A 26,361-nucleotide genomic window follows, 5' to 3' on the forward strand; every position below is an offset into this window, starting at 1 on the left:
CGGAACGGCCCGCTGAGGACTTCGCGTGAAGCCCTCAGCGGGCCTTCGCCGTTCCACCGCCCGCGCTGAACCGTCCCGCGTACGGCGATCAGGCCGGGGTCCCGTAGCGGGCGGCCAGCGCCGTCACCGTCCCGGCGACGGCCTGCCGCAGCTCGGGCGGCCCGAGCACCTCCGCCTCGTCTCCCAGCCGGAGCAGATCTCCGACGGCGACGGCCTGGGTCTCGACGGGCAGTTCCACTTCGCTCCAGCCTTCGCGATCCGGCGGCCCGGCCCTTTCGACCGCTTCCGTGCCGGCCGCACCGAACTGCATCGGCAGCATTTTCCGCGCACGGGGCGATATGCGAAGACGTGCTGTCTCCTTGTACAGCGCCGCTTCCAGGCGTCGTGTGGATTCCTGCCAGTGGGCGGCGAGATCGAATCCGGCCGGGCGTTCGAAGAAATCGCTCGCGGCCTCCAGTTCGAGAATGCGCGATATCCGGTAGGTGCGTGCCGTCTCGCCGTCCGCCATCGCTGTCAAATACCAGATGCCGGCCTTGAGAACGATGCCCAACGGACGCAGCTCCCGGCTGATTTCACCATGCCAGCCGCCGTAGCGGACGTGCAGCGTCTGCTGCTCCCACACCGCCCGTGCGACCGCCGCAAGGTGGGGAACCGGGTCGGCGTCCCGGAACCACGCCGGTGCGTCCAGATGGAACCGGTCCTGGATGCGGCGGGTCCTTGCCGCGAGTCCGGCCGGCAGCGCGGCCTGCAGCTTCAACTGCGCGGTGGCGAGCACCGCTCCGAGGCCGAGGTCCTGCGCCGCGGCGGGGGTTCCGACGAGGAACAGTGCGCCCGCCTCGTCGTCGGTGAGACCGGTCAGGCGCGTGCGGTAGCCCTCCAGAAGGTGGTAGCCGCCGTCGGGCCCGCGCTCCGCGCTGACCGGAACGCCCGACGCGCTGAGTGCCTCGACGTCCCGGTAGACGGTGCGTACCGAGACCTCCAGTTCGGCGGCGAGTTCGGGTGCGGTCATCCGCCCGCGGTTCTGGAGCAGCAGAAGCAGGGAGAGCAGCCGGTCAGCTCGCATGAGGCAAGTATGAGCCGTACCTGACAGGAGGTGTCAGGTACGGCTCATAACCTGCTGGCACACCGCGCCGGGAGGCGCACCGGACCGACGAAGGGGAATCAATGAGCACCGTGCAGGCGCAGACCGCCACCGGCCACTTCACCTTCTCCGACTGGGAGGAGAAGCAGGTCACTTCGGGAGCGGAAGGCCCCCGGCTCGCCCGTGCCTCCGTCGTCAACTCCTTCTCCGGGGGCGTCGAGGCCGTCGGAACGGCCTGCGAGTACTCGATCGTCTACGTGACGGAGACGACCGGCACGTTCACGGGCATGCAGGTGCTGTCGGGCACCGTCGGCGGGCGCAAGGGCACCTTCGCGGTCGCCGAGAACGGTTCGTTCGAGGCCGACGGCACCCTGCGCTGCACCTTCGAGGTCGTGCCCGGGTCCGGCACCGGAGACCTGACAGGGCTGCACGGAACCGGCGGCTTCACCACCAGGCACGGCGAGCAGTCCGTGCCGTACAGCTTCGAATACGGCCTGGGGCGGCTCCCGTGAACTACTTCGGAACACTGATCGCGGTCGCGGACGACTGCCCCGTCACCCGCGGCGTCGTCCCCGCGGCCCGCGGGGGAAGGAAGACGGTCGCCGTGCTGCAGTACGAGATGCTCACCGAGCGGCCCGGCCGGCTGACGCAGGAAGACGTGCTGTTCGAGTCATGGTTCCTGCGCCGGCCCGGAGCGGGCGGCCTTGCCGGACCGGAAGCCGCCGCCCTGCGGGAGGAGTTCTTCTCGAAGGAGCAGCCGTGCCTGCGGGCGTCCCCGCTGCCGAAGAAGTACGGCTTCGGGCTGCTCTTCGACGACGACGGGCTGGTCACGCTCTGTCCCGTGGAGTCCGGCGAGTACGCGCGTCTGGCGGCGGGCGCCGAAGGCGTCACCGTCCTCAAGGCACTGCGCTCGGCGCGTCGTTGACGCCTTCGCCGGCGGCCGCGGGCGTGCGACCGGTGAGGACGGGCGCGGCGCTCAGACGCCCGCCGCGGCCGCCAGATCCGCCTTGAGCGCCGCCAGTACGCTCGCCGCGCCGGTACGGGCTGCCGCCAGCGCCGCCTGGTCGCGTACCGGGACGACCACCTCCAGGTAGCACTTGAGCTTCGGTTCCGTACCGCTGGGACGCACCACCACGCGCGCCTTCTCCACTCCGGCTTCCGGGTCGCCGGCGAGCTGGTAGCGGAGCCCGTCCGTGGGAGGAAGGAGGTCGGAGCCCTCGCTCAGATCCTCCGCGGAGAGGACGGCAAGGCCCGCGAGGGACGCCGGGGGAGCGGCCCGGAGCTGCTCCATCGCCGACGCGATGCGCGACAGGTCGTCGACGCGTACGGAGAGCTGGTCGGTCGCGTGCAGGCCGTGCTCGACGGCCAGGTCGTCCAGCAGATCCGTCAGCGAGCGGTCCGCCTGTTTGAGCTCGGCGGCGAGTTCGGCGATCAGCAGTGCGGCCGTGATGCCGTCCTTGTCGCGTACGCCCTCGGGGTCGACGCAGTAGCCCAGCGCCTCCTCGAAGGCGTAGCGCAGACCGTCCACGCGGGCGAGCCACTTGAAGCCGGTCAGCGTCTCCTCGTAGGGCAGGTCGGCGGCGTGTGCGATACGGGAGACCAGCGAGGAGGACACGATCGTCGTGGCGAACGTGCCGCGCGCACGCTTGTGCACGAGGTGCGTGGCCAGCAGCGCCCCGACGTCGTCGCCGCGCAGCATGCGCCAGCCGTCCTCGGCGGCGGGGTCGGGCACGGCGACGGCGCAGCGGTCGGCGTCCGGATCGTTGGCGATGACGAGATCCACGGGGCCGGACGCGGCGGCGGTCCCACGGGCCGTCGCGAAGGCGAGATCCATCGCGCCCGGCTCCTCCGGATTGGGGAAGGAGACGGTCGGGAAGTCGGGATCGGGACCGGCCTGCTGGTGCACCGGCACCGGCTCGGGGAAGCCCGCCCGGCGGAACGCGGCGAGCAGCGTGTCCGAGCCGACGCCGTGCAGCGCGGTGTGCACGGTGCGCAGGTCGCGGGGCATCCCTTCCGTCAGTACGGCGCCGGTGCGGGCCAGATAGCTCTCGACGGTCTCCTCACCGAGCACCGTCCAGCCCGACTGCGGGCGGGGCACGTCCGCGAGGGGGCCGACCGCCTCGATCCTCGCGGCGATCGCGCCGTCGGCGGGCGGGACGATCTGCGAACCCCCGCCCAGATAGACCTTGTAGCCGTTGTCGCGCGGCGGGTTGTGGCTGGCGGTGACCATCACACCCGCGACGGCGCCGAGCCGCCTGATCGCGAAGGCGAGCACGGGCGTGGGCAGCGGACGCGGCAGCAGGGCCGCGTCGAAGCCGGCGCCGGTCATGACGGACGCCGTCTCGCAGGCGAAGTCGTAGCTCTTGTGGCGGGCGTCGTAGCCGATGACGACGAGGCCGGGGATCTCCCCCTGCCCGTCCGCAGCCGCCGGCCGCCGCTGCTCGCGCAGGTACGCGGCGAGCCCGGCCGCCGCGCGGATCACGACGGAACGGTTCATCCGCATGGGCCCGGCGCCCAGCTCGCCCCGCAGTCCGGCAGTCCCGAACTGGAGGTTGCCGGAGAAGCGGGACGCCAGCTCCGCCTGGTCCTCCACCTCGATGAGCTTCGCCAGCTCCTCGCGGGTCTCCGGGTCGGGGTCCTCGGCCTGCCAGGCCCGGGCACGGGCGACCAGATCCGTCACATCGTCCTGCACAGCTCTGCCTCTCTCCTCAGCCTCTCCGGTACGCGCCGGCGACCGGCGGCCCGGGAGCTCACATCCGGTTCAGCACCTGCGCCAGCAGCGAACCCATGCGGGCGGCCGACTCACGGCCCGCCTGCAGCACTTCCTCGTGGTTGAGGGGTTCACCCGTCATGCCGGCCGCGAGGTTGGTCACCAGGGAGATGCCGAGCACCTCCGCGCCCGCCTCGCGCGCCGCGATGGCCTCCAGCACGGTGGACATGCCGACAAGGTCCCCGCCGATCGCGCGGACCATGCCGATCTCGGCGGGGGTCTCGTAGTGGGGGCCGGGGAACTGCACGTAGACGCCCTCTTCGAGCGACGGCTCGATCTCCTGGCAGAGAGTGCGCAGGCGGGGGGAGTACAGGTCGGTGAGGTCCACGAAATTGGCACCGACGATGGGGGAGGTGGCCGTGAGGTTGATGTGGTCCTTGATCAGTACGGGCTGGCCCGGCACCATGTCGCCGCGCAGGCCGCCGCAGCCGTTCGTGAGCACGACGGTCTTGCAGCCGGCGGCGATGGCCGTACGGACGCCGTGGGTTACGGCGGCGACACCGCGGCCCTCGTAGAAATGGGTCCGGCCGAGGAAGACCAGCACCCGCTTCCCGCCCAGCTCATGGGAGCGCACGGTGCCCGAGTGGCCCTCCACGGACGGCGGGGGGAAGCCGGGCAGCTCCGTCACCGGGAACTCGGACTCTGGGGCCCCGAGCGCGTCCGCGGCGGGCACCCAGCCGGAGCCCATCACCAGGACGACGTCGTGGCTGTCCGTACCGGTCAGCTCCCGCAGCCGGGTGGCTGCGGAATCGGCGGAACGATACGGATCGTCGGCGGTGTTCGAGACTGATTCGTTCACGCGATGAGCGTAGCGGCTTCGAGCCTACGCGCGTAGAGGGTGTCCACTTCCGGGGGCGTGTGTGTGTACGGCTCCGGGCGGGGGTGTGCGCCTGGGGTGCGTTTCTGGTTCCGGGTGCGTGCCGCTCCGGGAGCCAGTCCGGACGGGCATGATTTCCCTCCCTGTACCGGTACGGACCGTTGTGCTGCCTCCCATATACCGGTCCGCAAATCACGCTTGAGTGTCCGGACGTGCCTCCCTGCGCGTCCCGCCCCCTCCCGTCCGCCGGCGGCTCCCCGCCGGTGGCCCCGGCCAGTTGCCTCGTTCCTCCGGGCAGGCCCGGTGCCGCTCTCGGATCACTTCAGGGCCCAACGGGCCTCTGAACACTGATGGTTGGAGCCGCAAGGCACGTACAGGTGCCGAAAGGTCCGCACGGCAGCGATCCCCCACCCATGTGGAAACCACGAGGGGAAAGCCGCTAGGACGACCGGAGGGGGTGGGACGCGGAGGCGGTGGCTCCGGGAAAATCAAGCGCGATTTGCGGACCGCCATATGGGAGGCAGCACAACGGTCCGTACCGGGTTCAGGGAGGTAAATCGTGCCTTCCCGGAGCCGCCGCCGCAGCGGCACGCACCCGGAACCCCGAACACACGCACCGCGAGGCGCACACACGGCCGGCGCGCGCCAGCGCAATGCGCCCGCCGCCCTAACAGGGCCGCTTGCGGATCTCCATCACGTAGTCGTGCGGCGCCCCCGCCGACTCCGCCGCGTCCGCGATGTCGCCGAGGTAGCGGGCCGAGGGGAGGCCTCCCTCGTAGCCGTTGAGGACGTAGCACCAGGCCGTCGTCTCGCCGTCGAGCGTGTGGACGCGGAGCTTCGTGCGCCGGTAGATGCCCATGCCGACGCCCTCCCAGCGGTCCATGGACTCCTCGTCCATGGGCGCGATGTCGTACAGGGCCACGAAGATCTGCGACCCGGGCGACTCGACGACCGTCGCGAGCGCGCCCTCCCAGCCCATCTGCTCGCCGCCGAATGTCAGGCGCCAGTCGGTGACCCATCCGGTGCCGCGCAGCGGGGAGTGCGGGGCTCGGCGCGTCATCAGCCGCGCGTCGAGGTTCGCGGCGTAAGCGGCGTAGAGGGACATGACGACGAGGGTACGGGAGTCCATCGCCGGGGCGGTGGTGGCCAAGGGGGTGGCGCGAGGGGGCCGCCGGCCCCCGCCACAGTCCGGCCTCGCGGCAGGACCGCCCCCGCTTACAGGGCCGGCCTCGCGGCAGGGCCGCCCCCGCGGCGGCGAAGCCGCCCCCCGCAGGTGCCCGCAAGCATGTGCGGGACAATGGAGCATGTGACTCGGATCGTGATCATTGGTGGCGGACCCGGCGGCTACGAGGCCGCCCTCGTGGCGGCGCAGCTCGGCGCCGAAGTGACCGTAGTGGACTGTGACGGCCTGGGAGGCGCGTCGGTGCTCACCGACTGCGTGCCATCCAAGACCCTCATCGCCACGGCCGAGGTCATGACGAACTTCGACTCCTCGTACGAGGAGCTCGGCATCCGGGTCGAGGACAGCACCCACGACCCGGACGACCCCGCCCGTGTGGTCGGCGTCGACCTAGGCAAGGTCAACCGCAGGGTGAAGCGGCTCGCGCTCGCCCAGTCGCACGACATCGTCGCCTCGGTGACGCGTGCGGGCGTACGGGTGCTGCGCGGCCGGGGCCGGCTGGAGCCGTCGCAGGCGCCGGACGGCTCGCGGCAGGTCGTCGTCACGCCGACCGGGGACGCCGCGGGCGGGCCCGACGAGGTGCTGGCCGCCGACGCCGTGCTGGTCGCGACGGGCGGTCATCCGCGGGAGATCCCGGACGCGCAGCCGGACGGGGAGCGGATCCTCAACTGGAAGCAGGTCTACGACCTGGAGGAGCTGCCCGAAGAGCTGATCGTGGTCGGTTCCGGTGTCACGGGCGCCGAATTCGCGGGCGCCTACCGGGCGTTGGGCTCGCACGTCACGCTCGTCTCGTCGCGGGACCGGGTGCTTCCCGGTGAGGACCCGGACGCGGCGGCCGTGCTGGAGGACGTCTTCAGGCGACGCGGCATGAACGTGATGGCGCGTTCGCGGGCCGCGTCGGCGAGGCGCGTCGGAGACAAGGTCGAGGTGGAGCTGCAGGACGGCCGCACGATCACCGGAAGCCACTGCCTCGTCGCCGTCGGCGCGATCCCCAACACGGCGGACATGGGCCTGGAGGAGGCCGGGGTACGGCTGAAGGATTCGGGCCACATCTGGACCGACAAGGTCTCACGTACGTCGGCGCCCGGTGTCTACGCGGCCGGTGACTGCACCGGAGTCTTCGCGCTCGCGTCCGTCGCGGCGATGCAGGGCCGGATCGCGATGTACCACTTCCTCGGCGAGACGGTCACGCCGCTGAATCTGAAGGCCGTCTCCGCGAACGTCTTCACCGACCCCGAGATCGCCACGGTCGGCTACAGCCAGGCGGATGTGGACAGCGGCCGGATGGACGCCTGGTGCGTGAAGCTGCCGCTGCTGCGGAACCCGCGCGCGAAGATGCAGGGCATCAGGGACGGCTTCGTGAAGCTGTTCTGCCGTCCCGGTACGGGGATCGTGGTGGGCGGTGTGGTCGTCGCCCCGCGCGCGAGTGAGCTGATCCATCCGCTGTCCGTGGCTGTCGACAACAACCTGACGGTGGGGCAGATCGCGAACACCTTCACGGTGTATCCGTCGCTGACGGGCTCGATCGGCGAGGTCGCCCGGCAGTTGCACACGCGCAAGACGGCCGAGGAAGGCTGAACCGACCGGCCGGTTCTACCTGTTTGTCTCTATATCACGTGGCTGATGCAGCTATGGACAACTTCCAAAAATCGACGAAAACTGCTGAAAGCAGACGGTCGTTGGGGTTACTGTCAGTTCCGTGTTCGCTGCAGAACGTCGCCAATTGATCCTGGAAATGGTGCGAGCCAACGGAGCCGTGTCGCTCCGTGAGCTCGCCCGCGTCGTCCAGACCTCCGAAGTGACCGTGCGCCGTGACGTACGGGCCCTGGAGGCAGAAGGGCTGCTCGACCGCCGGCACGGCGGTGCCGTCCTGCCCGGAGGTTTCACACGTGAGACGGGCTTCCCGCAGAAGTCCCACATGGCGACGGCCGAGAAGACGGCCATCGCCGATCTCGCCGCGGGCCTCGTCGAGGAGGGCGAGGCCATCGTCGTCGGCGCGGGGACGACGACGCAGGAGCTGGCCCGCAGACTGGCCCGCGTGCCGGGCCTCACGGTGGTGACCAACTCCCTGCTCGTCGCACAGGCGTTGGCGCATGCCAACCGCGTCGAGGTGGTGATGACGGGCGGTACGCTGCGCGGCTCGAACTACGCGCTGGTCGGCAGCGGCGCCGAGCAGTCCCTGCAGGGGCTGCGTGTCTCCCGGGCCTTCCTCTCGGGCAGCGGGCTGACCGCGGAGCGCGGGCTGTCCACGTCCAACATGCTCTCGGCGAGCGTCGACCGCGCGCTGGTGCAGGCCGCGGCGGAGGTCGTCGTCCTGGCCGACCACACGAAGCTCGGCACGGACACCATGTTCCAGACGGTCCCCACGGACGTCATGACGCGCCTGGTGACGGACAAGCCGCCGCCTCATGAGGACCGTGCGGGCACGGAGTTGCAGGCTCTGGCGGACCAGGGCGTACAGATCACCGTGGCCGGAATGACTCCGGCGGGCGCCGCCGAGGCCCCGGCTCCGGTACAGGGCGGCGCACGCGGCGGCGGCGCCGAGAAGGGCCCGGGGCGCCGGGATGTTCCGATGCCCGGCCAGCGGCGCAACGTGCCGCCGGGCGGGGGCGGTTCGCAGGCGCCGCAGCTGCGCAGCGCGCCCGCGCTGCCCGAACAGTCGCCCGCCGCGGGGCGTGTGGCCGATCTGGCCCCCAGGCGCCGCTGAGCGTCCTCAGCACCGGCAGCAAGCCGCCCGCCGTCCCCCGACAGGGGCGGCGGGCGGCTTCACTTCACGTGCCGGCCCGGTGGCGCTGCCCGCTCAGTCCTTGATCTCGCAGATGACGGTGCCGGCGGAGAGCGATCCGCCGATCTCGGCGTGCAGATCCTTGACGGTGCCGGAGCGGTGGGCGTTGAGAGGCTGCTCCATCTTCATCGCCTCGAGTACGACGACGAGTTCGCCCTCCTCGACGTGCTGGCCCTCCTCCACGGCCACCTTGACGATGGTGCCCTGCATGGGGGACGCGAGGGCGTCGCCGGAGGCCGCGCCGCCCGCCTTCTTGGCCGCCTTGCGCTTGGGCTTCTTGCTGCCGCCGGCCGCCGGTGCTGCCGTGGCGCTCAGCGACGAGGGCAGGGAGACCTCCAGCCGCTTGCCGCCAACCTCGACGACGACGGTCTCGCGGGTCCCCTCGTCCTCCTCGGCGTCCGTGCCGGGAGCGGCGAAGGGCTTGATGTCGTTGACGAACTCCGTCTCGATCCACCGGGTGTGGACGTCGAAGGGCGCGCCGGCGCGGCCGTTGACCTCCGGCGCGAACGCCGGGTCGCGTACGACGACGCGGTGGAAGGGCAGCGCGGTGGCCATGCCCTCGACGGTGAACTCCTCCAGCGCGCGTGCGGCCCGCTGCAGGGCCTGCTGCCGGGTGGCGCCGGTGACGACGAGCTTGGCCAGGAGCGAGTCCCAGGCGGGGCCGATGACGCTGCCGGACTCCACGCCCGCGTCGAGCCGCACGCCGGGTCCGCCGGGCGCGGCGAAGGTGGTCACGGTGCCGGGCGCCGGAAGGAAGTTGCGTCCGGGGTCCTCGCCGTTGATACGGAACTCGAAGGAGTGACCGCGCAGTTGCGGGTCCTCGTAGTCCAGCGTCTCGCCGTCGGCGATGCGGAACATCTCCCGTACGAGATCGATGCCCGTGATCTCCTCGGTCACCGGATGCTCGACCTGCAGACGGGTGTTGACCTCCAGGAAGGAGATCGTGCCGTCCTGGCCGACGAGGAACTCGCAGGTGCCGGCGCCGCTGTAGCCGGCCTCCTTGAGGATGGCCTTCGACGCGCGGTACAGCTCCGCGTTCTGCTCGGCGGTCAGGAAGGGCGCGGGCGCCTCCTCGACCAGCTTCTGGTGGCGTCGCTGCAGTGAGCAGTCACGCGTGGAGACCACCACGACGTTGCCGTGCTTGTCGGCCAGGCACTGCGTCTCCACGTGCCTGGGACGGTCCAGGTAGCGCTCGACGAAGCACTCGCCGCGCCCGAAGGCGGCCACCGCCTCGCGTACCGCCGACTCGTACAGCTCCTCGACCTCGTCCAGCGACCGCGCGACCTTCAGGCCGCGGCCGCCTCCGCCGAACGCCGCCTTGATGGCGATGGGCAGCCCGTTCTCCTCGGCGAAGGCCACGACCTCCGCCGCACCCGAGACGGGGTCCTTCGTGCCGGCGACCAGCGGCGCACCCGCACGCTCCGCGATGTGCCGCGCCGAGACCTTGTCGCCCAGAGCGCTGATCGCGTCCGGCGGCGGGCCGATCCAATTCAGGCCGGCGTCCATCACGGCCTGCGCGAAGTCGGCGTTCTCGGAGAGGAATCCGTAGCCGGGGTGGACGGCGTCGGCGCCCGAGTCGGCCGCGGCCTTGAGCACCTTGTCCATGTCCAGGTAGCTGGCAGCCGGTGTGTCACCGCCCAGTGCGAACGCCTCGTCGGCGACCCGCACGTGCAACGCGTCCCGGTCCGGCTCGGCATAGACGGCGACGCTCGCGATCCCCGCATCCCGGCAGGCACGGGCGACGCGAACAGCGATTTCGCCCCGGTTGGCGATGAGCACCTTGCGCACGATGACTCCCTACTTGGCGCTGCGCCGCAACAGCATTCGATGTGGTGAGTGTGTCGTGAGTTTAGGTACTGGCGACACCACTGGCCGAGCCGCCCACAGGCGTGAGCTTTCCCACACGGACTGTGACGTGCGGCAGTCACAGCCCTTCGTGATTCCCGTCATCCCAAGGTACGCCGGGCTTCCGGCGAGTCCCGCCGCCTTTCGGATGTGGTCAACGTCTCCGCGCGGTGAGCGGTGACGGACGGACCGGTCTTTGTGGGGTTCCTATGAATCGCGGGACGAAACTTTGCTTCGCGGCAGGCCTCTTGCCCGCTGTGATACCCGTAAGTAGCGTTCACGTTGCCCTGGCGGCGTACTCCAGGTAACGAACAGCATCGGCCATGGCCCGGTGAAAAGTGGAAGAGGGTGGGCGAGGTGGGGCTCCGACGATCGGTTGCCGCGGCTGCGGCGCTGATACTGGTGGTCGAGGCGGTCGGCATCGTTCTGCTGAACATCTTTCTCAGCATGGTCGTGGACGCGCAGCAGATGTCCATGGCCCATCTCGAACCTCGCTCGATGTCGCTCTCCGCCGTGGTCGCGGGCGGGCTCTTCGGCGGCTACCTCCTGCTGTGTGCAGTGGTGTTGGCGCGTACGGCCATCCGGGACAAGGCGCCCGTGGGCCTGCTGCGCATCATCCTCATCAGCGCAGCCGTCGTGCACGGGATGCTGGGCGCCGCGTCCGTCGGGCTGGTCGGCTGGGTGGCGTTCTTGTTCATGATGCTGGTGCTGGGGCTGATCGTCTGGTCGCTGCTTTCCTACAGCCCCGAAGAGCCTTCCGCGGAGGGGACTTCGCAGCAGGGTACGGACGCGCCGCCGCCGTCGGGCGGTTCGCAGCCGGAGCCCTCGGCGCCCTAGAAACGCGGGCTCAGGCCGGCGCGTCCGGGGCCCACAGGTCGGTGATACGGACCCCCAGCCGGGTGAGGAGTTCGCGCAGCAGCGGCAGCGACAGCCCGATCACCGTTCCGTGATCGCCCTCGATGCCCCTGATGAACGGCGCCGAACGGCCGTCGAGCGTGAACGCGCCCGCGACGTGCACGGGTTCGCCCGTGGCGACGTAGGCGGCGATCTCCTCGTCGCTGGGCTCGCCGAAGTGCACGGTGGTGCCGGCCGTGGCCGAAGTGCCCGCGCCGTCACGGGTGTCGAGGACGCAGTGGCCCGTCTGCAGCACGCCTGAGCGTCCGCGCATCGCCTTCCAGCGGGCCGTCGCCTCCTCGCCGTCGGCGGGCTTGCCCAGCGGCTCTCCGTCCAGTTCGAGCACGGAGTCGCAGCCCACGACGAGCGCGTCCGCGGCCTGCGGGAGGGCGGCGACGGCCTGGGCCTTGGCCTCCGCGAGTACGCGCGCGAGCTCACCCGGGGTCGGTGCCGACAGCGCGTCCTCGTCCACGCCGCTGACGATCACCTCCGGCGCGAAACCGGCCTGCCGCAGCAGCCCCAGACGCGCGGGGGACGCGGAGGCGAGCACGAGCCGGCGAGCGGGCGCGTACGGGCGGGACTGTGGCTGCTGCTGTGATGTCGGTGAGGCCATGGGGCAATCGTAGGGACCGGCGAAGCTACGCGTCCGGCCGGACGTTGGCCAGCACGAAGGATGCGATCACGACGAGGGGCAGCAGCCAGCACAGGCGCCGCAGCATCGCCAGAGTCGCGCGCATCTCCGTCGGAGGCTCGTCACGGGGGTCGGACCACAGCATGTTTCCCATGCTGCGTGCGCACGTACGCACCGCGCCTGAGTACGCGTACTCAATCACGCGCGAGCGCGGACGGGCGCGGGATTCCCGCGCCCGTCCACGAGCCTCCGGTACGCGCGATCGCGGCCGGGACCTCGGCCTGCCGCTCAGCCCGGCCAGTACGTCGTGCGCCACGCCTTCGGGCCCGGGTGAGGCACCCGCCGCGGGACCGTACGGGCGGGATCGGCCCACTCCTGTGCGGCGCGGGAGGCCGGCGCCTCAGCCGCCACCGCGGCCGCCCGTGCCCGGACCACCGCGAGCGCGGCGGCCAGCTCCTCCGGAGTCGGATTGCCTCGGACCACCTTGATCGGCGGGAACGGCGGGTGCTCCCCGTGCTCCTCCGTCGTCGTGGGATCGAGCATGGCGGACGGCCTCCTCACAGCGGGATGTTGCCGTGCTTCTTCGGGGGCAGCTGCTCGCGCTTGGAGCGGAGCGTGCGCAGCCCGCGCGTGATGTGGCGGCGGGTCTCGGACGGCATGATCACAGCGTCCACATACCCGCGTTCGGCCGCGGCATACGGGTTCAGCAGCGCGTCCTCGTACTCCTGCGTCAACTGCGCACGCAGCTCCTCGCGTTCATCGTCGCCCTCGACCCCGGCGAGACGCTTGCGGTGCAGGATGTTGACCGCGCCCTGAGCACCCATGACGGCGATCTGCGCGGTGGGCCAGGCGAAGTTGAGGTCGGCGCCGAGGTGCTTGGAGCCCATGACGTCGTACGCGCCGCCGAAGGCCTTCCTCGTGATGACGGTGATCAGCGGGACCGTCGCCTCCGCGTAGGCGTAGATCAGCTTGGCGCCGCGCCGGATGATGCCGTCGTACTCCTGGTCCGTGCCCGGCAGGAAGCCCGGCACGTCGACGAAGGTGATGACCGGCACGTTGTACGCGTCGCAGGTGCGCACGAAGCGCGCGGCCTTCTCGCTGGCGTCGATGTTGAGGCAACCGGCGAACTGCAGCGGCTGGTTGGCCACGACACCCACCGACTGGCCCTCGATCCGCCCGAAGCCGGTGATGATGTTCGGCGCGAACAGCGCCTGTGTCTCCAGGAATTCACCGTCGTCCAGCACGTGCTCGATCGCGGAGTGCATGTCGTACGGCTGGTTCGCGGAGTCGGGGATGAGCGTGTCCAGCTCGCGGTCCTCGTCCGAGGTCTCCAGGTCGGCCTCCTCGGGGAAGACCGGCGGCTCGGAGAGGTTGTTGGACGGCAGGTAGGACAGCAGCGCCTTGACGTACTCGACGGCGTCCTTCTCGTCCCCCGACATGTGGTGTGCGACGCCGGAGGTGGTGTTGTGCGTGCGCGCGCCGCCCAGCTCCTCGAAGCCGACGTCCTCGCCGGTCACCGTCTTGATGACGTCGGGCCCGGTGATGAACATGTGCGAGGTCTGGTCGACCATCACCGTGAAGTCGGTGATGGCGGGGGAGTAGACCGCGCCGCCCGCGCACGGGCCGACGATGAGGCTGATCTGCGGGACGACCCCGGAGGCGTGCACGTTCCTGCGGAAGATCTCAGCGAACAGGCCGAGCGCGACGACGCCTTCCTGGATGCGCGCGCCGCCGCCGTCGTTGATCCCCACGACGGGGCAGCCGTTCTTCAGCGCGAAGTCCATGACCTTGACGATCTTCTCGCCGTAGACCTCGCCGAGCGAGCCGCCGAAGATCGTGAAGTCCTGCGAATAGACGCAGACGGGGCGGCCGTCGACCGTGCCGTATCCGGTGACGACTCCGTCGCCGTACGGACGGTTCTTCTCCAGGCCGAAGTTGGTGGAGCGGTGCCGGGCGAACTCGTCCAGCTCCGTGAAACTGCCCTCGTCGAGCAGCAGATCGACCCTCTCGCGCGCTGTCAGCTTCCCTTTCGCGTGCTGCTTCTCCACCGCCCGCTGCGAGCCCGCGTGCGTCGCCTCCGCGGCGCGGCGTTCGAAGTCCGCGATCTTCCCCGCGGTCGTATGGATGTCAGGGCTCTGCTCGGACATCTGAGTGCGGCTCCTACTCCTCAGCGTGCGGCTACCGGTTCGTAGGCTATCCGCGAAGGAGCCGTTCGTCGGTGCGGCGTTGGACACACTCGCAAAGGCGGCCGCGCGTCACCCGTCGCGCAGGCGGCGGCCCCTGCCGCGCGCCTACGCTGGCGCCATGACGCCGAACCCGTCCGACCCGCCCGGTCCCTCCGAGCCGCCCGGTCCCTCCGAGCCGTCCGAACCCTCCGAGCCGTCCGGCCGGGCAGGGGACCCGGGCAGCCGCTGGTCCGACCTCAGCCGGCCCCCGCTGAACGCCGCCTCGCTGCGCCGCGCGCTGACCGGGCAGGACAGCCTGTGGACGTCGCTGGACGTGGTCGAGCGCACCGGCTCGACCAACACCGACCTCGCGCAGCGGGCGCGCGAGGGCGGCGCACGCGAGGGCGCCGTGCTCGTCGCCGAGGAGCAGACCGCCGGCCGGGGAAGACTGGAGCGCGGCTGGAGCGCACCGGCCCGCTCGGGTGTCTTCGTCTCCGTGCTGGTCGTACCGCCGGTGCCGCAGGAGCGCTGGGGATGGGTGCCGCTCATCGCGGGGGTGGCGACGGCGAGCGCACTGGCCCGTACGGCCGGCCTCGACACGAAACTGAAGTGGCCCAACGACGTCCTCGTCGACATCGCGGGAGAGGAACGCAAGACCGGCGGCATCCTCGCGGAACGCACGGACGTGGCCCCCGCGCGGGACGAGAGCGGTGAAGGCGCCGCGGGGATCGTCCTCGGCATCGGGCTCAACGTCTCGCTGCGCGAGTCGGAGCTGCCCGTTCCGGCGGCGGGCTCGCTCGTGCTCGCCGGAGCACGGGCGGCCGACCGCGATCCGCTGCTGCGCGCGGTGCTGCGTTCCTTCGAGGACTGGTACGGGCGCTGGACGGCCGCCGACGGCGACCCGCTCGTCAGCGGAGTGCTGGAGGCCTACGCCGCCGGGTGCGCGACGCTCGGCCGCCATGTACGCGCCGAGCTGCCGGGCGGCGGGGAACTCGTCGGGGAGGCGGTCGCCGTCGACAGCGACGGACGGCTCGTGATCGGCACGGAGGACGGGGTGCAACGCCCGGTCTCCGCGGGCGACATCGTGCATCTGCGCGGCGACGGGGGGCACGGAGGGAGCGGCGGCACGGACGCGTGACCCCGGGCGCTCCGCACCGCGCGTGCACCGGCGCGGGCGGTGGGCGCGCACACGTGTTCCTCCCCCAGAGCCTCCGGCCTGGGAGGTACCCCCAGCCGGTGGTCCGCTTCTGATGGTCCGTTCGCAGAGGGGCCTGTTCAGCGCACTGCTGCCGTATTGTTGGCACGCGGCGGAGGGGACACGGATGTGAGGCGTCCCGGTGATCCCCGGAAGATCTCAGAAGAGAACGGAAGGGCAGTGCGCAGGGACGACCGGACCGGGCAAGGGGCGGACAGTGGCCGACGATGAACCGGACATTCCCGCGCGTACGTCCGGGCCGCAGTCCGCGCCGGAGCCGGGGCGGGAGCAGGGGCCGGCGGCGCCGCCCGCCGAAGCCGACGGAGCGGGCACAGCGCCACACGGAAGACACGGAACACACGGAACGGACGAGCCGGACCCGGCCCCCGAGGCACCGTCGCCGGCGGTCCCCGGCAGCCCGGACGGTTCGGACCCCCAGGGCATCTTCGAGGACGACGAGGACGACCCGAGCGCGCTGCGCATCGAGCAGCTGATCCTCGGCTCGAAGCGGCAGTACACCCCCTTCCAGGCGGCCCGGGCGGCAGGCGTCTCCATGGAGCTGGCCTCCCGCTTCTGGCGGGCGATGGGCTTCGCCGACGTGGGCCAGGCCAAGGCGCTCACCGAGGCGGACGTGCTGGCGCTGCGGCGCCTCGCCGGCCTGGTCGAGGCGGGGCTGCTCAGCGAGGCGACGGCCGTGCAGGTCGCCCGCTCGACAGGGCAGACCACGTCGAGGCTGGCCGACTGGCAGATCGACTCCTTCCTGATGGGGCTCACCGAGCCGCCCGAGCCCGGCATGACGAGGAACGAGGTCACCTATCCGCTCGTGCAGCTGCTCCTGCCCGAGCTGGAGGAGTTCCTGGTGTACGTGTGGCGGCGGCAGCTCGCCGCGGCCACCGGCCGGGTCGTACAGGCGCTGGACGACGAGGACACCGTGGCCAGGCGGCAGGCCATCGCCTTCGCCGACCTCGTGGGTTTCACGCGGCTGACGCGCCGTCTGGAGGACGACGAACTGGGCGAGCTGGTCGAGGCGTTCGAGACGACGGCCGCCGACCTGGTCGCCGCCAACGGCGGCCGTCTGATCAAGGCGCTCGGCGACGAGATCCTCTACGTCGCCGAGGACGCCGGCACGGCGGCCGAGATCGGTCTGCGGCTGATCGAGACCATGACGAACGACCCGACCATGCCCGAGCTCCGCGTCGGCATCGCCTTCGGCACGATGACGACGCGGATGGGGGACGTCTTCGGCAACACGGTCAATCTCGCGAGCAGGCTGACGTCGATAGCTCCCAAGGACAGGGTCCTCGTGGACGGCGACTGCCGTGCGGAGCTGGTCGCCTCGGGTGACGCACCGGAGTCGGAGAAGGAGACCGAGGACCTGTCGGACTACCGCTACGCGCTTCAGCCGCTGTACCAGCGTCCGGTGCGTGGCCTGGGCGTCGTCGAGCCCTGGATGCTGAACCGCCGCTGAGCCGGGGCGTTCCGGGTACGGCTCGCGCGCCGACTCTGTTCCCGGGTCGTTCCCGGGTCCTTCCCCGGTCCGGGGCCGGTCCCGGGAATATGCCGTCCGGGGTCCGCGAGGTGACCGTACAGTTGCCCGCGGAACTGGTGAGCGAGCGTCAGCCGGAGGGGCCATGAGCACGGTGAGCGAAGCGCGTTACGGCGAGTGGATCGTGGTCCGCAAGGACGCCGAGACCCACATCGCGGAGCTCGTACTGGACCGGCCGAAGGCCATGAACGCCGTCTCCTCAGAGGTCGCGGCCCGCCTCGCCGACGCCTGTACCGCCCTCGCGGCGGACCGGAACGTACGCGTCACCGTGCTCACCTCCAGCAACGACCGGGCGTTCTGCGTGGGCGCCGACCTCAAGGAGCGCAACTCCCTCAGCGACGCGGAACTCGGCCGTCACCGGCCCACTGCCCGCGCCGCCTACACCGGTGTGCTGGACCTGCCGATGCCGACGATCGCCGCGGTGCACGGCTTCGCCCTCGGCGGCGGCTTCGAGCTCGCCCTCTCCTGCGACCTGATCGTGGCCGACCCCACGGCCGTCGTCGGGCTTCCCGAGGTCTCCGTCGGCGTCATTCCGGGCGGTGGCGGCACGCAGCTGCTGCCCCGCAGGGTGGGCGCGGCCCGCGCCGCCGAGCTGATCTTCTCCGCGCGGAGGGTCGAGGCCGCCGAGGCCCGCGAACTCGGTCTCGTGGACCACCTGGTGGGCGTCGGGCAGGACCGCGAGGAGGCGTTCGCGCTCGCCGCCCGCATCGCCGGGAACTCGCCGGTGGGCCTGCGCGCCGCCAAGCGTGCGCTGCGTACGGGCTGGGGGATGGACCTGTGGGCGGGGCTGGAGATCGAGGACGCGGCCTGGCGCACCGTCGCCTTCTCCGACGACCGGACCGAGGGCGTGGCCGCCTTCAACGAGAAGCGGAAGCCGCAGTGGCCGGGCGAGTGAGGCGCTGACCGCTGACCGCTGACCGCTGAGGGGTGAGGGCGGACGGCTGAGGGCCGACGGTGACCGTCGGCCGGTGCCCGCCGCCTGTGCCGCCCCGCCGTGCGTCTCCGGCCCTCGGTTAACCCGTACGGCAGGGTCCGCCCGCGGTGTCTCGCGGCCGCCCGTACCGCCGCAGCCGCGCGGCCGGGCCGGGGTTCCGGGCGGCCCGGGGGCGCCGGTGGACTCGAGAGGATTGTCCGGACTGGTCCTAGCCTGGCTCTCATGGGAGAGGACATACGCCTGCGAGCTGTCGCCGAACTGGCGCAGGCCATGGCCGGTGCGCAGCGCTTCTGCGAGGCGCACCCCCGCCACTCCGCGCAACGCGAGGTCGCGCACGCCGCGGCCGTGCACGCATGCGCAGCCATGGACGGAACGTTCGCCGCCCTCTCCGCCTGGGACCGCGCACGCGGCAGGCTGGACGTGCTGGTCAATGTCGGCGAACTCGCCCCGGGCGAAAGCGAGTTCCCCGAGCAGGAGTCCTACCCGGTGCACGACTTCCCGGAGATCACCGAGCTGCTGCCCGAGCGGTGGGCGGCGGACGGCGCGGACGAGCCGCCGGCGTGGATCGAGACCGCGGACGGTCAGGGCCCCCTGGGGTCCCCGGGCTCCGCGGGCCCCCCGGGCCCCGGCCGTGCCGGGGGAGCAGGTGTCGCCGGTCTCTCCGCCGAGGGCGCTCCCGGGAATGCCCGCGTGGCCGCTCTGCGCCGGCGCGGCCGCGGCTGCTGTGTGGTCGCGCCGATCGTGCTGCGCGGGCGCGCGTGGGGCGAGCTGTATGTGGCCCGCGGCCCCGGAGCGCCGGTGTTCGACCGCTCCGACGCCCACTTCGCGACGATACTGGCCGAGGTCATCGCCGCGGGCATCGCGCAGAACGAGCAGCTGGAGGAGGTGCGCCGGCTGGCCTTCACCGACCAGCTGACCGGCCTGGCCAACAGGCGGGCCATCGAGGGCAAGCTGGACGACGGGCTGGACCGCCACCGCGAGGACGGCACCGTCGTGAGCCTCGTGGTCTGCGACGTCAACGGCCTCAAACGCGTCAACGACGAGTTCGGTCACGCCGCCGGGGACCGGCTGCTGGAGCGGTTCGGGATGGTGCTGTCGCTGTCGGGCGCGAAGCTTCCGGGTGCGCTGGCGGCCCGCCTCGGCGGCGACGAGTTCTGCCTGCTGACGGTGGGACCTCCGGCGGACCAGGTCGTACGGGCCGCTGAGGAGGTCTGCCGCAAGGCTCTCGGGCTGCGGGGCGGTGACGGCGTCTCGTGCGGCGTGGCCTCCACGGGCGACCGGACGGGGACGGTGAGGTCGGCCGCCCGGCTCTTCCGGCTGGCGGACGCCGCGCAGTACCGCGCGAAGGCGGCGCGGGCGCTGGGGCCGGTGGTCGCCGGCCGCGAAGGCGATACGGAGGATCCCGTCGTACGCCTCGCGGACGCATCCGAGGCGGAGGAGGCCGCACCGTCGGCGCCCGCGGGCGACCGGCGTCACTTCCGCGGCCACACCGGGAAGCCGGACGAAGCGGAGGCTCCAGGTCCTGAGGGCCGCGCGCGGCAGGGGTGGCCGGGGCGGCGGCCGGAACCATCCGGCCGTGGCGAGCCGGGCCGGGCGCCCGGACCGCCCGACCCACCGGGCCCGGCCGACCCTCCGGACCTCGTCCGGCGTCCGAACCCGCCCGGCTCCCCGGACCGGGTGGCCCCGCCGGACCGGCCGGGCCCGCGCGTCCGCAGCCCCGAGGTGTGAGCGGCCGGTCCCGCACCTTGCCGGTCCGCTGCCGCGTGCCGTCCCGCACCCTTCACGCGTCACCGTCGTACGGACCCGGACCCGGACCCCGGACCAGATCCCGTCCCGTACCCCGGTCGTGACAGGAATCGATTCACTCTTTAGGGTGCCTGAATATGAGTATGCACACCGTGGTGCTGGGCGACTCCGGCACGAGCCCCGATGACGTCATCGCCGTCGCCCGGGACGGCGCCCGCGTGGAGCTGTCGGCACAGGCGCTGGCGGCCCTCGAAGCCTCCCGGCGTCATATCGAGGAACTGGCCGCCAAGCCCGAGCCCGTGTACGGCGTTTCGACCGGTTTCGGCGCCCTCGCCGTACGCCACATCAACCCTGGGCTGCGCGCGCAGCTCCAGCGCAACATCGTGCGCTCGCACGCCGCCGGCATGGGCCCGCGCGTGGAGCGTGAGGTCGTCCGCGCGTTGATGTTCCTGCGTCTGAAGACTCTCGCCTCGGGCCGCACCGGCGTACGTGCCGAGGTGGCGCAGTCCATCGCGGCGCTGCTCAACGCCGGGATCGTCCCCGTGGTGCACGAGTACGGCTCCCTCGGCTGCTCCGGCGACCTCGCCCCGCTCTCCCACTGCGCCCTGACCCTCATGGGCGAGGGCGAGGCCGAAGGCCCCGACGGGCACGTGGCCCCCGCCGCGGAACTCCTCGCCGCACACGGCATCACCCCCGTCGAACTGCGCGAGAAGGAGGGCCTGGCGCTCCTCAACGGCACGGACGGCATGCTCGGCATGCTCCTGCTCGCATGCGCCGACCTCGCCCGCCTCTTCACCTCGGCCGACATCACCGCCGCGCTCACGCTGGAGGCGCTGCTCGGCACCGACAAGGTCCTCGCGCCCGAACTGCACGCCATCCGCCCGCATCCGGGCCAGGCGGCCTCGGCCGCCAACATGCTGAAGGTGCTTGCCGGTTCGGGGCTCACCGGACACCACCAGGACGACGCGCCGCGAGTCCAGGACGCCTATTCGGTGCGCTGCGCGCCGCAGGTCGCCGGCGCCGGCCGCGACACGCTCCAGCACGCCCGTACGGTCGCGGAGCGCGAACTCGCCTCCGCCGTCGACAACCCGGTCGTGCTGCCGGACGGCCGCGTCGAGTCCAACGGCAACTTCCACGGTGCGCCCGTCGCGTACGTGCTCGACTTCCTCGCCGTGGCCGCCGCCGACCTCGCCTCCATCGCGGAACGCCGGACCGACCGCCTGCTCGACAAGAACCGCTCGCACGGCCTGCCGCCGTTCCTCGCGCACGATCCCGGCGTCGACTCCGGCCTGATGATCGCCCAGTACACGCAGGCCGCTCTCGTCAGCGAGATGAAGCGGCTGGCTGTCCCCTCCTCCGTCGACTCGATCCCCTCCTCGGCGATGCAGGAGGACCACGTCTCGATGGGCTGGTCCGCGGCGCGCAAGCTGCGCGGCGCCGTCGACGCACTCACCAGGGTCGTCGCCGTCGAGCTGTACGCCGCGGCCCGCGCCGTCGAACTGCGCGCCGACGGAGCCGGACTGACCCCCGGCGCGGCGTCCCGCGCGATCGTGGACGCGCTGCGCGGGGCGGGAGTGGACGGGCCGGGCCCCGACCGCTTCCTCTCGCCCGACCTGGGAGTGGCCGAGCAGTTCGTACGTACGGGAGCGCTCGTACGGGCGGCTGAGTCGGTGACGGGCGAACTCGCCTGAGAAGCCCCGGAGAACCCGCCGGAGAACCGCCGGAGCAGCGCCGCGCACGTCCTGCGCTCCGCCTTCCGCCGGGCGGTCAGGCAGTCGGGCGGTCAGCTCGTCAGGCAGTCAGACTTCGGACGAAGGGGACGCGCGGCGGCGAGCGCGGACGATCAAGGCGCCGCCCGTCCCCGCCAGGCCGAGCGCGCTCAGCACGAAGGGCGTGGTGAGGCCGTCGCCGCCGGGGTCCGCGGCGCCCGCCTGCGCGCGGGAACGGGTGGGCGCCGACGACGAGGACGCCGCGGCATCCGAGGTCGACGTCACCGAGTGGTGTGTGCCGGTGCCCGGGCCCGGTGCCTCCGGGGTGGCCTTCGCGGAGGGAACGAACCAGAGAGCGCAGAGCACCGACCCGGCCGCGGTGGCCGTCATCAGTGACCGGCGGTGAGCGGAGATGCCTGATCGTCCGGCTGCGGGCACGGAGCAAGCCCCTTCCAAGTGCTGTGGTGCGCCGGGCGCACCATGAACTGGCGGCACGACGGCCGATGTTATAGACAGCCGCGGGTCGTACGGAAGCCGCGCCTCCGTTCCGTCCTACGCTCCGGGCATGGCTGCTGACGAGACACCGCGTTCCGAACCGTCCGACACCGCCGCTCAGCCCTCGCCGCACATCCGGCTCCGCGTCGACCTGGTCGTCGAGATCGCCGACGCGGCGGCCCTGACCAGGTCCGCTCTCGAACACGTCGCCCGTGACGAGCTGATGCCGGACGAGGAGCGTGCGCACGCCGAGGAGATCATCGGCGGCGACGCGGGCGAGGCCCTCGCGTGTCTAGTCGACCCCTTCGACCTCGTCCGGGAGCTGCCGGGAGTGGAACTCGCCCACGCGAGCTGGGGCAGCGAGGAGATGGACGCGGACGATCTCGACGCGTTCTCCTTCCTCGACGGCGCCGACGGCTTCGAGGACGAGGACGACCGGCTCGAACAGGACGAACCGGTCGGTCAGGACCGCCGCGAAGGGCCCGGCCGCACGACGGAGGACCTGCGGGGCGAGGCCCACGAGGACCTTCACGGTGACGTCTATGAGGATCTTCACAGTCTGGACGGCGTCCACCCCTGACCAGCCTCCAGACATGGAGGCCGCCTAGATCCGACGTGAATCACCGCAGGTCACAGCAGTGTTCCCGCGGGCTTCTCCATGCGTACGTGTCTTGGAACACAGTTTTGTAACTCGTGGAACCGGTCACATGCCCGGGAGCGTTCCAACCCGTAGACCCGCGTCCGCACATGTCCGGGTTGGTCCGGCAGGGGGTGTACGCGGTGATTCGGGGAGCTTGGGATTCTGACGCATATGGAGAAGTCTGTGACGACGCTGGGTAGGCACCGTAAGGCCGCATCCGCACTGGCCATGGTGCTCGGCGGTGTACTCGCTCTGGGTGCCTGCGGTTCGTCCGGAGGCGAGGGCGACGACGCGAAGAACGCCAACTCGGAGGCGCGCGGCAAGAAGAGCTCGGAAGCCCGAATAAAGATCGCGTCCAAGGACGGGTCGGAGGGCGCGAGCATCAACACCGGCGGCGACGTCTCGGTGAGCAAGGGGAAGCTCACCTCGGTGAAGCTGACCGCCGTCGAAGGGGGCACCAGCGTCTCCGGCACGATGTCCGGGAACGGCAAGTCCTGGAAGCCGCAGGCGGAGCTGGAACGGGCGACCCAGTACAAGATCACAGCCAAGGCCAAGGACGAGGGAGGCCGCAAGGCCGTCGAGAACTCGACCTTCACCACCGTCTCGCCCGACAACAGCTTCATCGGCACCTACGCCGGCGAGGACGGCCAGACCGTGGGCGTGGGCATGCCCGTGTCGATCAAGTTCGACAAGGCGATCACGAACAAGAAGGCCGTCCAGTCCGCGATCAAGGTCAACTCGACCAGCGGCCAGGAGGTCGTCGGGCACTGGTTCGACGACACGCGCCTCGACTTCCGTCCCGAGGAGTACTGGAAGCCCGGCTCGAAGGTCACCCTCGACTTCGCGCTCGACGGCGTGAAGGGCGCCCCGGACATGACCGGCGTGCAGAACAAGAAGGTCACCTTCAACATCGGCCGCTCGCAGGTCAGCACGGTCGACGTCGCCAGTCACCAGATGACGGTCGTGCGCGACGGCAGCAAGGTGAAGACCATCCCCATTTCGGCCGGCAGCGCCAAGAACCCGACGTACAACGGCAAGATGGTGATCTCCGAGAAGCACAAGGAGACCCGGATGGACGGCAACACGGTCGGGTTCGGACGCAAGGGCGAAGAGGGCTACGACATCAAGGACGTCCCGCACGCCATGCGCCTGTCGACGTCCGGCACCTTCATCCACGGCAACTACTGGGGTGCGCCCTTCGGTTCGGGCAACACCAGCCACGGCTGCGTGGGCCTGAAGGACGCCCGCGGTGCCGGTGACAACAGCACCGACGGCGCCTGGTTCTACTCGAACTCGATGGTCGGCGACGTCGTCGAGGTCAAGGGTTCGCCGGACAAGACGGTCCAGCCGGACAACGGCCTCAACGGCTGGAACATGGACTGGGCGCAGTGGAAGGCCGGCTCCGCCGTCTGACACCGCGCGTGACCGCACGCGAAGAGGGGCGGGGCACGGGCTGCTGGAGCCCGTGCCCCGCCCCTCTTCCGACCTCTTGCCCCTCTTCCGTACGCCGGCTGCGCTCGCGCCGGGCGAGGCGGGGTGGGGCGGCCCGCCGCCTCAGCCGCCGAGCTGGACGACGACGGCGTCGTTGAACGCCTTCAGGTCGTCCGGCTTCCGGCTGGTGACGAGGGTGTAGGTGCCCTCGTCGACGATGACCTCCTCGTCCGCCCAGTGGGCGCCCGCGTTGCGCAGATCCGTCTCCAGGCTCGGCCATGACGTGAGCCTGCGGTCGCGCACGACGTCCGCCTCGATCAGCGTCCACGGGGCGTGGCAGATCGCCGCCACCAGCTTGCCCGTCTCGCAGAACGTCTTCACCAGCCGCACGGCGTCGTCGTCCAGCCGCAGCGCGTCCGGATTCGCCACTCCGCCGGGCAGGACCAGTGCGTCGTACTCCTCGGCTGCGGCCTCGTCCACGGTCTGGTCCACCTGGAAGGTGTCGCCCTTGTCGAGGTGGTTGAACGCCTGGATGCGGCCCGCGGTCGTGGACACCAGCCGGGGAGTGTGCCCGGCGTCCTGTACGGCCTTCCACGGCTCTGTCAGCTCGACCTGCTCGACCCCTTCGGGGGCCATGAGAAAGGCGATACGCATTTCTGGCCTTCCTTCCACGCCGTTCCTCTCATGCCGCGCACGGCGTGAGCGGTGCTTCTCGCTTTCCCCTGCCGGGTCCCCGGCGTGGCGGGCGTCATGCCCGACGGCGGCGGCTGAGGCCGGCCGGTCAGGCAGCGGGGAACGGGTCAGACCGCCCTGTCGGCCTCGTCGAGAGCGCGGTGCACCGTCGTGAGCAGCCCGGCACCGGCGGCGACGGCGACGGCGCCGAGGACGAACGGAACATGGGCGTTGTAGTGCTCGACGAGCTTGCCCGCCGCGAAGGGCGCGAGGCCGCCGCCGATGAAGCGCACGAAGCCGTACGTCGCCGAGGCGACCGGCCGCGGAACGGGCGCGATGCTCATCACGGCAGTGGTGACAAGGGTGTTGTTGACGCCGATGAAGGCACCGGCGGCGATCACCGCGCCTGTCACGACCCAGGGTTCGCCGGGGAAGGCCCCGATGACGGCCAGGTCGGCGGCCATGAAGAGCAGATTCCCGTAGAGCGTCCGTGGCGTGCCGAACCGGCCGCGCAGCACCGGTGCCCCGAACACCGCGAAGACGGCGACGAGCAGCCCCCACGCGAAGAAGACCCAGCCGAGCTCGATCGCGGAGAAGTTCATCAGGAACGGGGCGTAGCCGAGCATCGTGAAGAAGCCCCAGTTGTAGAGCAGCCCGGTGACGCTCGTCGTCGCGAGGGCGCGGTGCCGCAGCGCCGCGAGGGGTTCGGAGAGCGATTCGGGGCGCTCGGGTGCCTTCGTACGGGGGAGGAGCACGGCGGTGGCCAGGAGCGCCACGGTCATCAGGGCCGCCACCCCGAAGAAGGGGCCGCGCCAGCTGAAGTGGCCGAGCAGGCCGCCGAGCAGCGGTCCGGTGGCGATTCCGACGCCCAGCGCGGTCTCGTACAGGACGATCGCGCCCGCGAATCCGCCGCTGGCCGATCCGACGATCACGGCGAGGGACGTCGCGATGAACAGGGCGTTGCCCAGGCCCCAGCCGGCGCGGAACCCGATGATCCCGTCGATGCTTCCGGTGGCCCCGGCGAGCGCGGAGAAGACCACGATGAGGACGAGACCGACGACGAGGGTCCGCTTGGCGCCCAGCCGGCTCGAGACCCACCCGGTGACGAGCATGGCCACCGCGGTCACCACGAGATAGCTGGTGAACAGCAGCGTGACCTGGCTGGGAGTGGCGTCCAGCTGGCTGGAGAGAGCGGGCAGGATCGGGTCGACGAGCCCGATGCCCATGAAGGAGATCACGCAGGCGAAGGCCACCGCCCAGACGGCCTTGGGCTGGCGGAATGGGCTCTCCGGCCGGCGGTGCGGGGTGCGGACGGTGGCCGGGGCACCGGGCGCTTCGGGTGAGGTGGTCTCAGGCCCGTTCATGTCGGGAACGTCCCTTCGTTCGGTGAGCTGCCCCGTGGTGACACGGGCCCGGCCGGACGGTGACCGGCGGGCGGGCAGGTCGGTGTAGGCCACAACGAAATATATCGATGGCCCATACAACTACAAAATGACAGGTGTCACGAACGTGCCAGGAGTGCAGCGGGAGGCGACCGCCGACCGGGGTGGCTCGACCTCGGATGCGAAATCGATTTCGTGAAGATCGTAGTCAGTGACCTGCGATTTCCGTGCCGGGACAGTGACTCGTTGGCGCCTGATGTTCCGCTTCCTGGCGCCATTTTCGGATCTGTTCCGTGTGTCTGAAGTGTGAAAACCAGCGTCCATTGACGGGTCACGGTCAGACTTGTACGGTCCCGCACGAAATCGATTGCTCGCACTTTCCGCAGGTCGCCGGAAGGCCGGGGGAGTGGCGAGGGGTTACTGGGTTCCGCGCCAGCAGGGAT

At 71.3% G+C, this 26,361-nt stretch carries 23 protein-coding genes and 1 pseudogene; 12 read left to right on the forward strand and 12 right to left on the reverse strand.

Annotation, left to right across the window (positions count from 1 at the left end; genetic code table 11):
- Positions 1-88 precede the first annotated feature (88 nt).
- Entirely contained in the window at positions 89-1,063 is a 975-nt protein-coding gene (locus AN215_RS22670; RefSeq protein ID WP_070011236.1) for a helix-turn-helix transcriptional regulator, read from the reverse strand.
- Positions 1,064-1,164: 101 nt separating this feature from the next.
- On the opposite strand from AN215_RS22670, the gene AN215_RS22675 reads away from it, so the two are divergent.
- Positions 1,165-1,593, forward strand: a complete 429-nt coding sequence (locus AN215_RS22675) for a DUF3224 domain-containing protein (RefSeq protein WP_070011235.1) — start codon at positions 1,165-1,167, stop codon at positions 1,591-1,593.
- Complete coding sequence (locus AN215_RS22680) at positions 1,590-2,006, forward strand: DUF6157 family protein (RefSeq protein WP_070011234.1); 417 nt, start codon at positions 1,590-1,592, stop codon at positions 2,004-2,006. The genes AN215_RS22675 and AN215_RS22680 overlap by 4 nt, the downstream gene beginning before the upstream one ends.
- Before the next feature lie 51 nt (positions 2,007-2,057).
- Here the strand turns inward: AN215_RS22680 and AN215_RS22685 are convergent, their stop codons facing one another.
- The 3 genes from AN215_RS22685 to AN215_RS22695 form a co-directional block, all read right to left on the reverse strand.
- A complete protein-coding gene (locus AN215_RS22685; RefSeq protein ID WP_070011233.1) occupies positions 2,058-3,773 on the reverse strand; it encodes a phospho-sugar mutase in 1,716 nt (571 codons plus the stop codon).
- Between the two features lie 58 nt (positions 3,774-3,831).
- Positions 3,832-4,650 (reverse strand): purine-nucleoside phosphorylase, encoded by an 819-nt coding sequence (locus AN215_RS22690; protein ID WP_070011232.1) that lies wholly within the window; start codon positions 4,648-4,650, stop codon positions 3,832-3,834.
- A gap of 685 nt (positions 4,651-5,335) precedes the next feature.
- Positions 5,336-5,773, reverse strand: coding sequence for a gamma-glutamylcyclotransferase family protein (locus AN215_RS22695; protein ID WP_070011455.1), 438 nt, complete (start codon positions 5,771-5,773; stop codon positions 5,336-5,338).
- Between the two features lie 192 nt (positions 5,774-5,965).
- Between AN215_RS22695 and AN215_RS22700 the strand changes: the two genes are divergently transcribed.
- Both AN215_RS22700 and AN215_RS22705 read left to right on the forward strand, forming a co-directional pair.
- The gene (locus AN215_RS22700; RefSeq protein WP_070011231.1) at positions 5,966-7,426 is read left to right on the forward strand and encodes an NAD(P)H-quinone dehydrogenase; all 1,461 of its coding nucleotides are present in this window, start codon (positions 5,966-5,968) and stop codon (positions 7,424-7,426) included.
- Between the two features lie 157 nt (positions 7,427-7,583).
- Positions 7,584-8,555: a DeoR/GlpR family DNA-binding transcription regulator gene (locus tag AN215_RS22705; protein ID WP_070031238.1), complete on the forward strand. Its 972-nt coding sequence runs from the start codon at positions 7,584-7,586 to the stop codon at positions 8,553-8,555.
- A gap of 93 nt (positions 8,556-8,648) precedes the next feature.
- Here the strand turns inward: AN215_RS22705 and AN215_RS22710 are convergent, their stop codons facing one another.
- Positions 8,649-10,421: an acetyl/propionyl/methylcrotonyl-CoA carboxylase subunit alpha gene (locus tag AN215_RS22710; protein WP_070011229.1), complete on the reverse strand. Its 1,773-nt coding sequence runs from the start codon at positions 10,419-10,421 to the stop codon at positions 8,649-8,651.
- A gap of 414 nt (positions 10,422-10,835) precedes the next feature.
- Between AN215_RS22710 and AN215_RS22715 the strand changes: the two genes are divergently transcribed.
- The gene (locus AN215_RS22715; protein WP_245694653.1) at positions 10,836-11,315 is read left to right on the forward strand and encodes a flagellar basal body-associated FliL family protein; all 480 of its coding nucleotides are present in this window, start codon (positions 10,836-10,838) and stop codon (positions 11,313-11,315) included.
- A gap of 10 nt (positions 11,316-11,325) precedes the next feature.
- Here AN215_RS22715 and AN215_RS22720 read toward each other — a convergent pair whose 3' ends face one another.
- From AN215_RS22720 to AN215_RS22735, 4 genes are all read right to left on the reverse strand, one after another.
- Positions 11,326-11,985 (reverse strand): Maf family protein, encoded by a 660-nt coding sequence (locus AN215_RS22720; protein WP_070011228.1) that lies wholly within the window; start codon positions 11,983-11,985, stop codon positions 11,326-11,328.
- Positions 11,986-12,010: 25 nt separating this feature from the next.
- The gene (mmpB, locus tag AN215_RS29925; protein ID WP_171904257.1) at positions 12,011-12,148 is read right to left on the reverse strand and encodes a morphogenic membrane protein MmpB; all 138 of its coding nucleotides are present in this window, start codon (positions 12,146-12,148) and stop codon (positions 12,011-12,013) included.
- A gap of 143 nt (positions 12,149-12,291) precedes the next feature.
- Entirely contained in the window at positions 12,292-12,546 is a 255-nt protein-coding gene (locus AN215_RS22730) for an acyl-CoA carboxylase epsilon subunit (RefSeq protein WP_070011226.1), read from the reverse strand.
- 14 nt (positions 12,547-12,560) lie between these two features.
- Positions 12,561-14,150, reverse strand: a complete 1,590-nt coding sequence (locus tag AN215_RS22735; protein ID WP_070011225.1) for an acyl-CoA carboxylase subunit beta — start codon at positions 14,148-14,150, stop codon at positions 12,561-12,563.
- 157 nt (positions 14,151-14,307) lie between these two features.
- On the opposite strand from AN215_RS22735, the gene AN215_RS22740 reads away from it, so the two are divergent.
- The 5 genes and pseudogenes from AN215_RS22740 to hutH all read left to right on the forward strand — a co-directional run bounded on the left by AN215_RS22740 (position 14,308) and on the right by hutH (position 21,280).
- On the forward strand, positions 14,308-15,306 hold the full coding sequence (locus AN215_RS22740) for a biotin--[acetyl-CoA-carboxylase] ligase (protein ID WP_070011224.1): 999 nt from the start codon (positions 14,308-14,310) through the stop codon (positions 15,304-15,306).
- A gap of 295 nt (positions 15,307-15,601) precedes the next feature.
- Positions 15,602-16,831, forward strand: a complete 1,230-nt coding sequence (locus tag AN215_RS22745; protein ID WP_079123493.1) for an adenylate/guanylate cyclase domain-containing protein — start codon at positions 15,602-15,604, stop codon at positions 16,829-16,831.
- A 163-nt stretch (positions 16,832-16,994) separates the two neighbouring features.
- On the forward strand, positions 16,995-17,804 hold the full coding sequence (locus AN215_RS22750) for an enoyl-CoA hydratase/isomerase family protein (protein ID WP_171904258.1): 810 nt from the start codon (positions 16,995-16,997) through the stop codon (positions 17,802-17,804).
- A gap of 261 nt (positions 17,805-18,065) precedes the next feature.
- Positions 18,066-19,331, forward strand: a pseudogene (locus tag AN215_RS22755) (GGDEF domain-containing protein); the annotation flags it as partial.
- A 395-nt stretch (positions 19,332-19,726) separates the two neighbouring features.
- Complete coding sequence (gene hutH, locus AN215_RS22760) at positions 19,727-21,280, forward strand: histidine ammonia-lyase (protein ID WP_070011222.1); 1,554 nt, start codon at positions 19,727-19,729, stop codon at positions 21,278-21,280.
- Positions 21,281-21,388: 108 nt separating this feature from the next.
- Here hutH and AN215_RS22765 read toward each other — a convergent pair whose 3' ends face one another.
- Entirely contained in the window at positions 21,389-21,736 is a 348-nt protein-coding gene (locus AN215_RS22765) for a hypothetical protein (RefSeq protein WP_139140776.1), read from the reverse strand.
- 127 nt (positions 21,737-21,863) lie between these two features.
- Between AN215_RS22765 and AN215_RS30135 the strand changes: the two genes are divergently transcribed.
- Together AN215_RS30135 and AN215_RS22775 are read left to right on the forward strand one after the other, a co-directional pair.
- Positions 21,864-22,373 carry a hypothetical protein gene (locus AN215_RS30135; protein WP_070011220.1) on the forward strand — a complete coding sequence of 170 codons (510 nt, stop codon included), beginning with the start codon at positions 21,864-21,866 and terminating at the stop codon, positions 22,371-22,373.
- Positions 22,374-22,604: 231 nt separating this feature from the next.
- Complete coding sequence (locus AN215_RS22775; protein WP_171904259.1) at positions 22,605-23,846, forward strand: L,D-transpeptidase; 1,242 nt, start codon at positions 22,605-22,607, stop codon at positions 23,844-23,846.
- A gap of 141 nt (positions 23,847-23,987) precedes the next feature.
- On the opposite strand, the gene AN215_RS22780 is transcribed toward AN215_RS22775, so the two are convergent.
- Together AN215_RS22780 and AN215_RS22785 are read right to left on the reverse strand one after the other, a co-directional pair.
- Positions 23,988-24,518 carry a type 1 glutamine amidotransferase domain-containing protein gene (locus tag AN215_RS22780; RefSeq protein WP_070011219.1) on the reverse strand — a complete coding sequence of 177 codons (531 nt, stop codon included), beginning with the start codon at positions 24,516-24,518 and terminating at the stop codon, positions 23,988-23,990.
- Between the two features lie 146 nt (positions 24,519-24,664).
- The gene (locus AN215_RS22785) at positions 24,665-25,900 is read right to left on the reverse strand and encodes an MFS transporter (RefSeq protein ID WP_079123494.1); all 1,236 of its coding nucleotides are present in this window, start codon (positions 25,898-25,900) and stop codon (positions 24,665-24,667) included.
- Between the last annotated feature and the right edge of the window lie 461 nt (positions 25,901-26,361).

This window comes from Streptomyces abyssalis (genome assembly GCF_001751365.1).
Taxonomy (GTDB): Bacteria; Actinomycetota; Actinomycetes; order Streptomycetales; family Streptomycetaceae; genus Streptomyces; species Streptomyces abyssalis.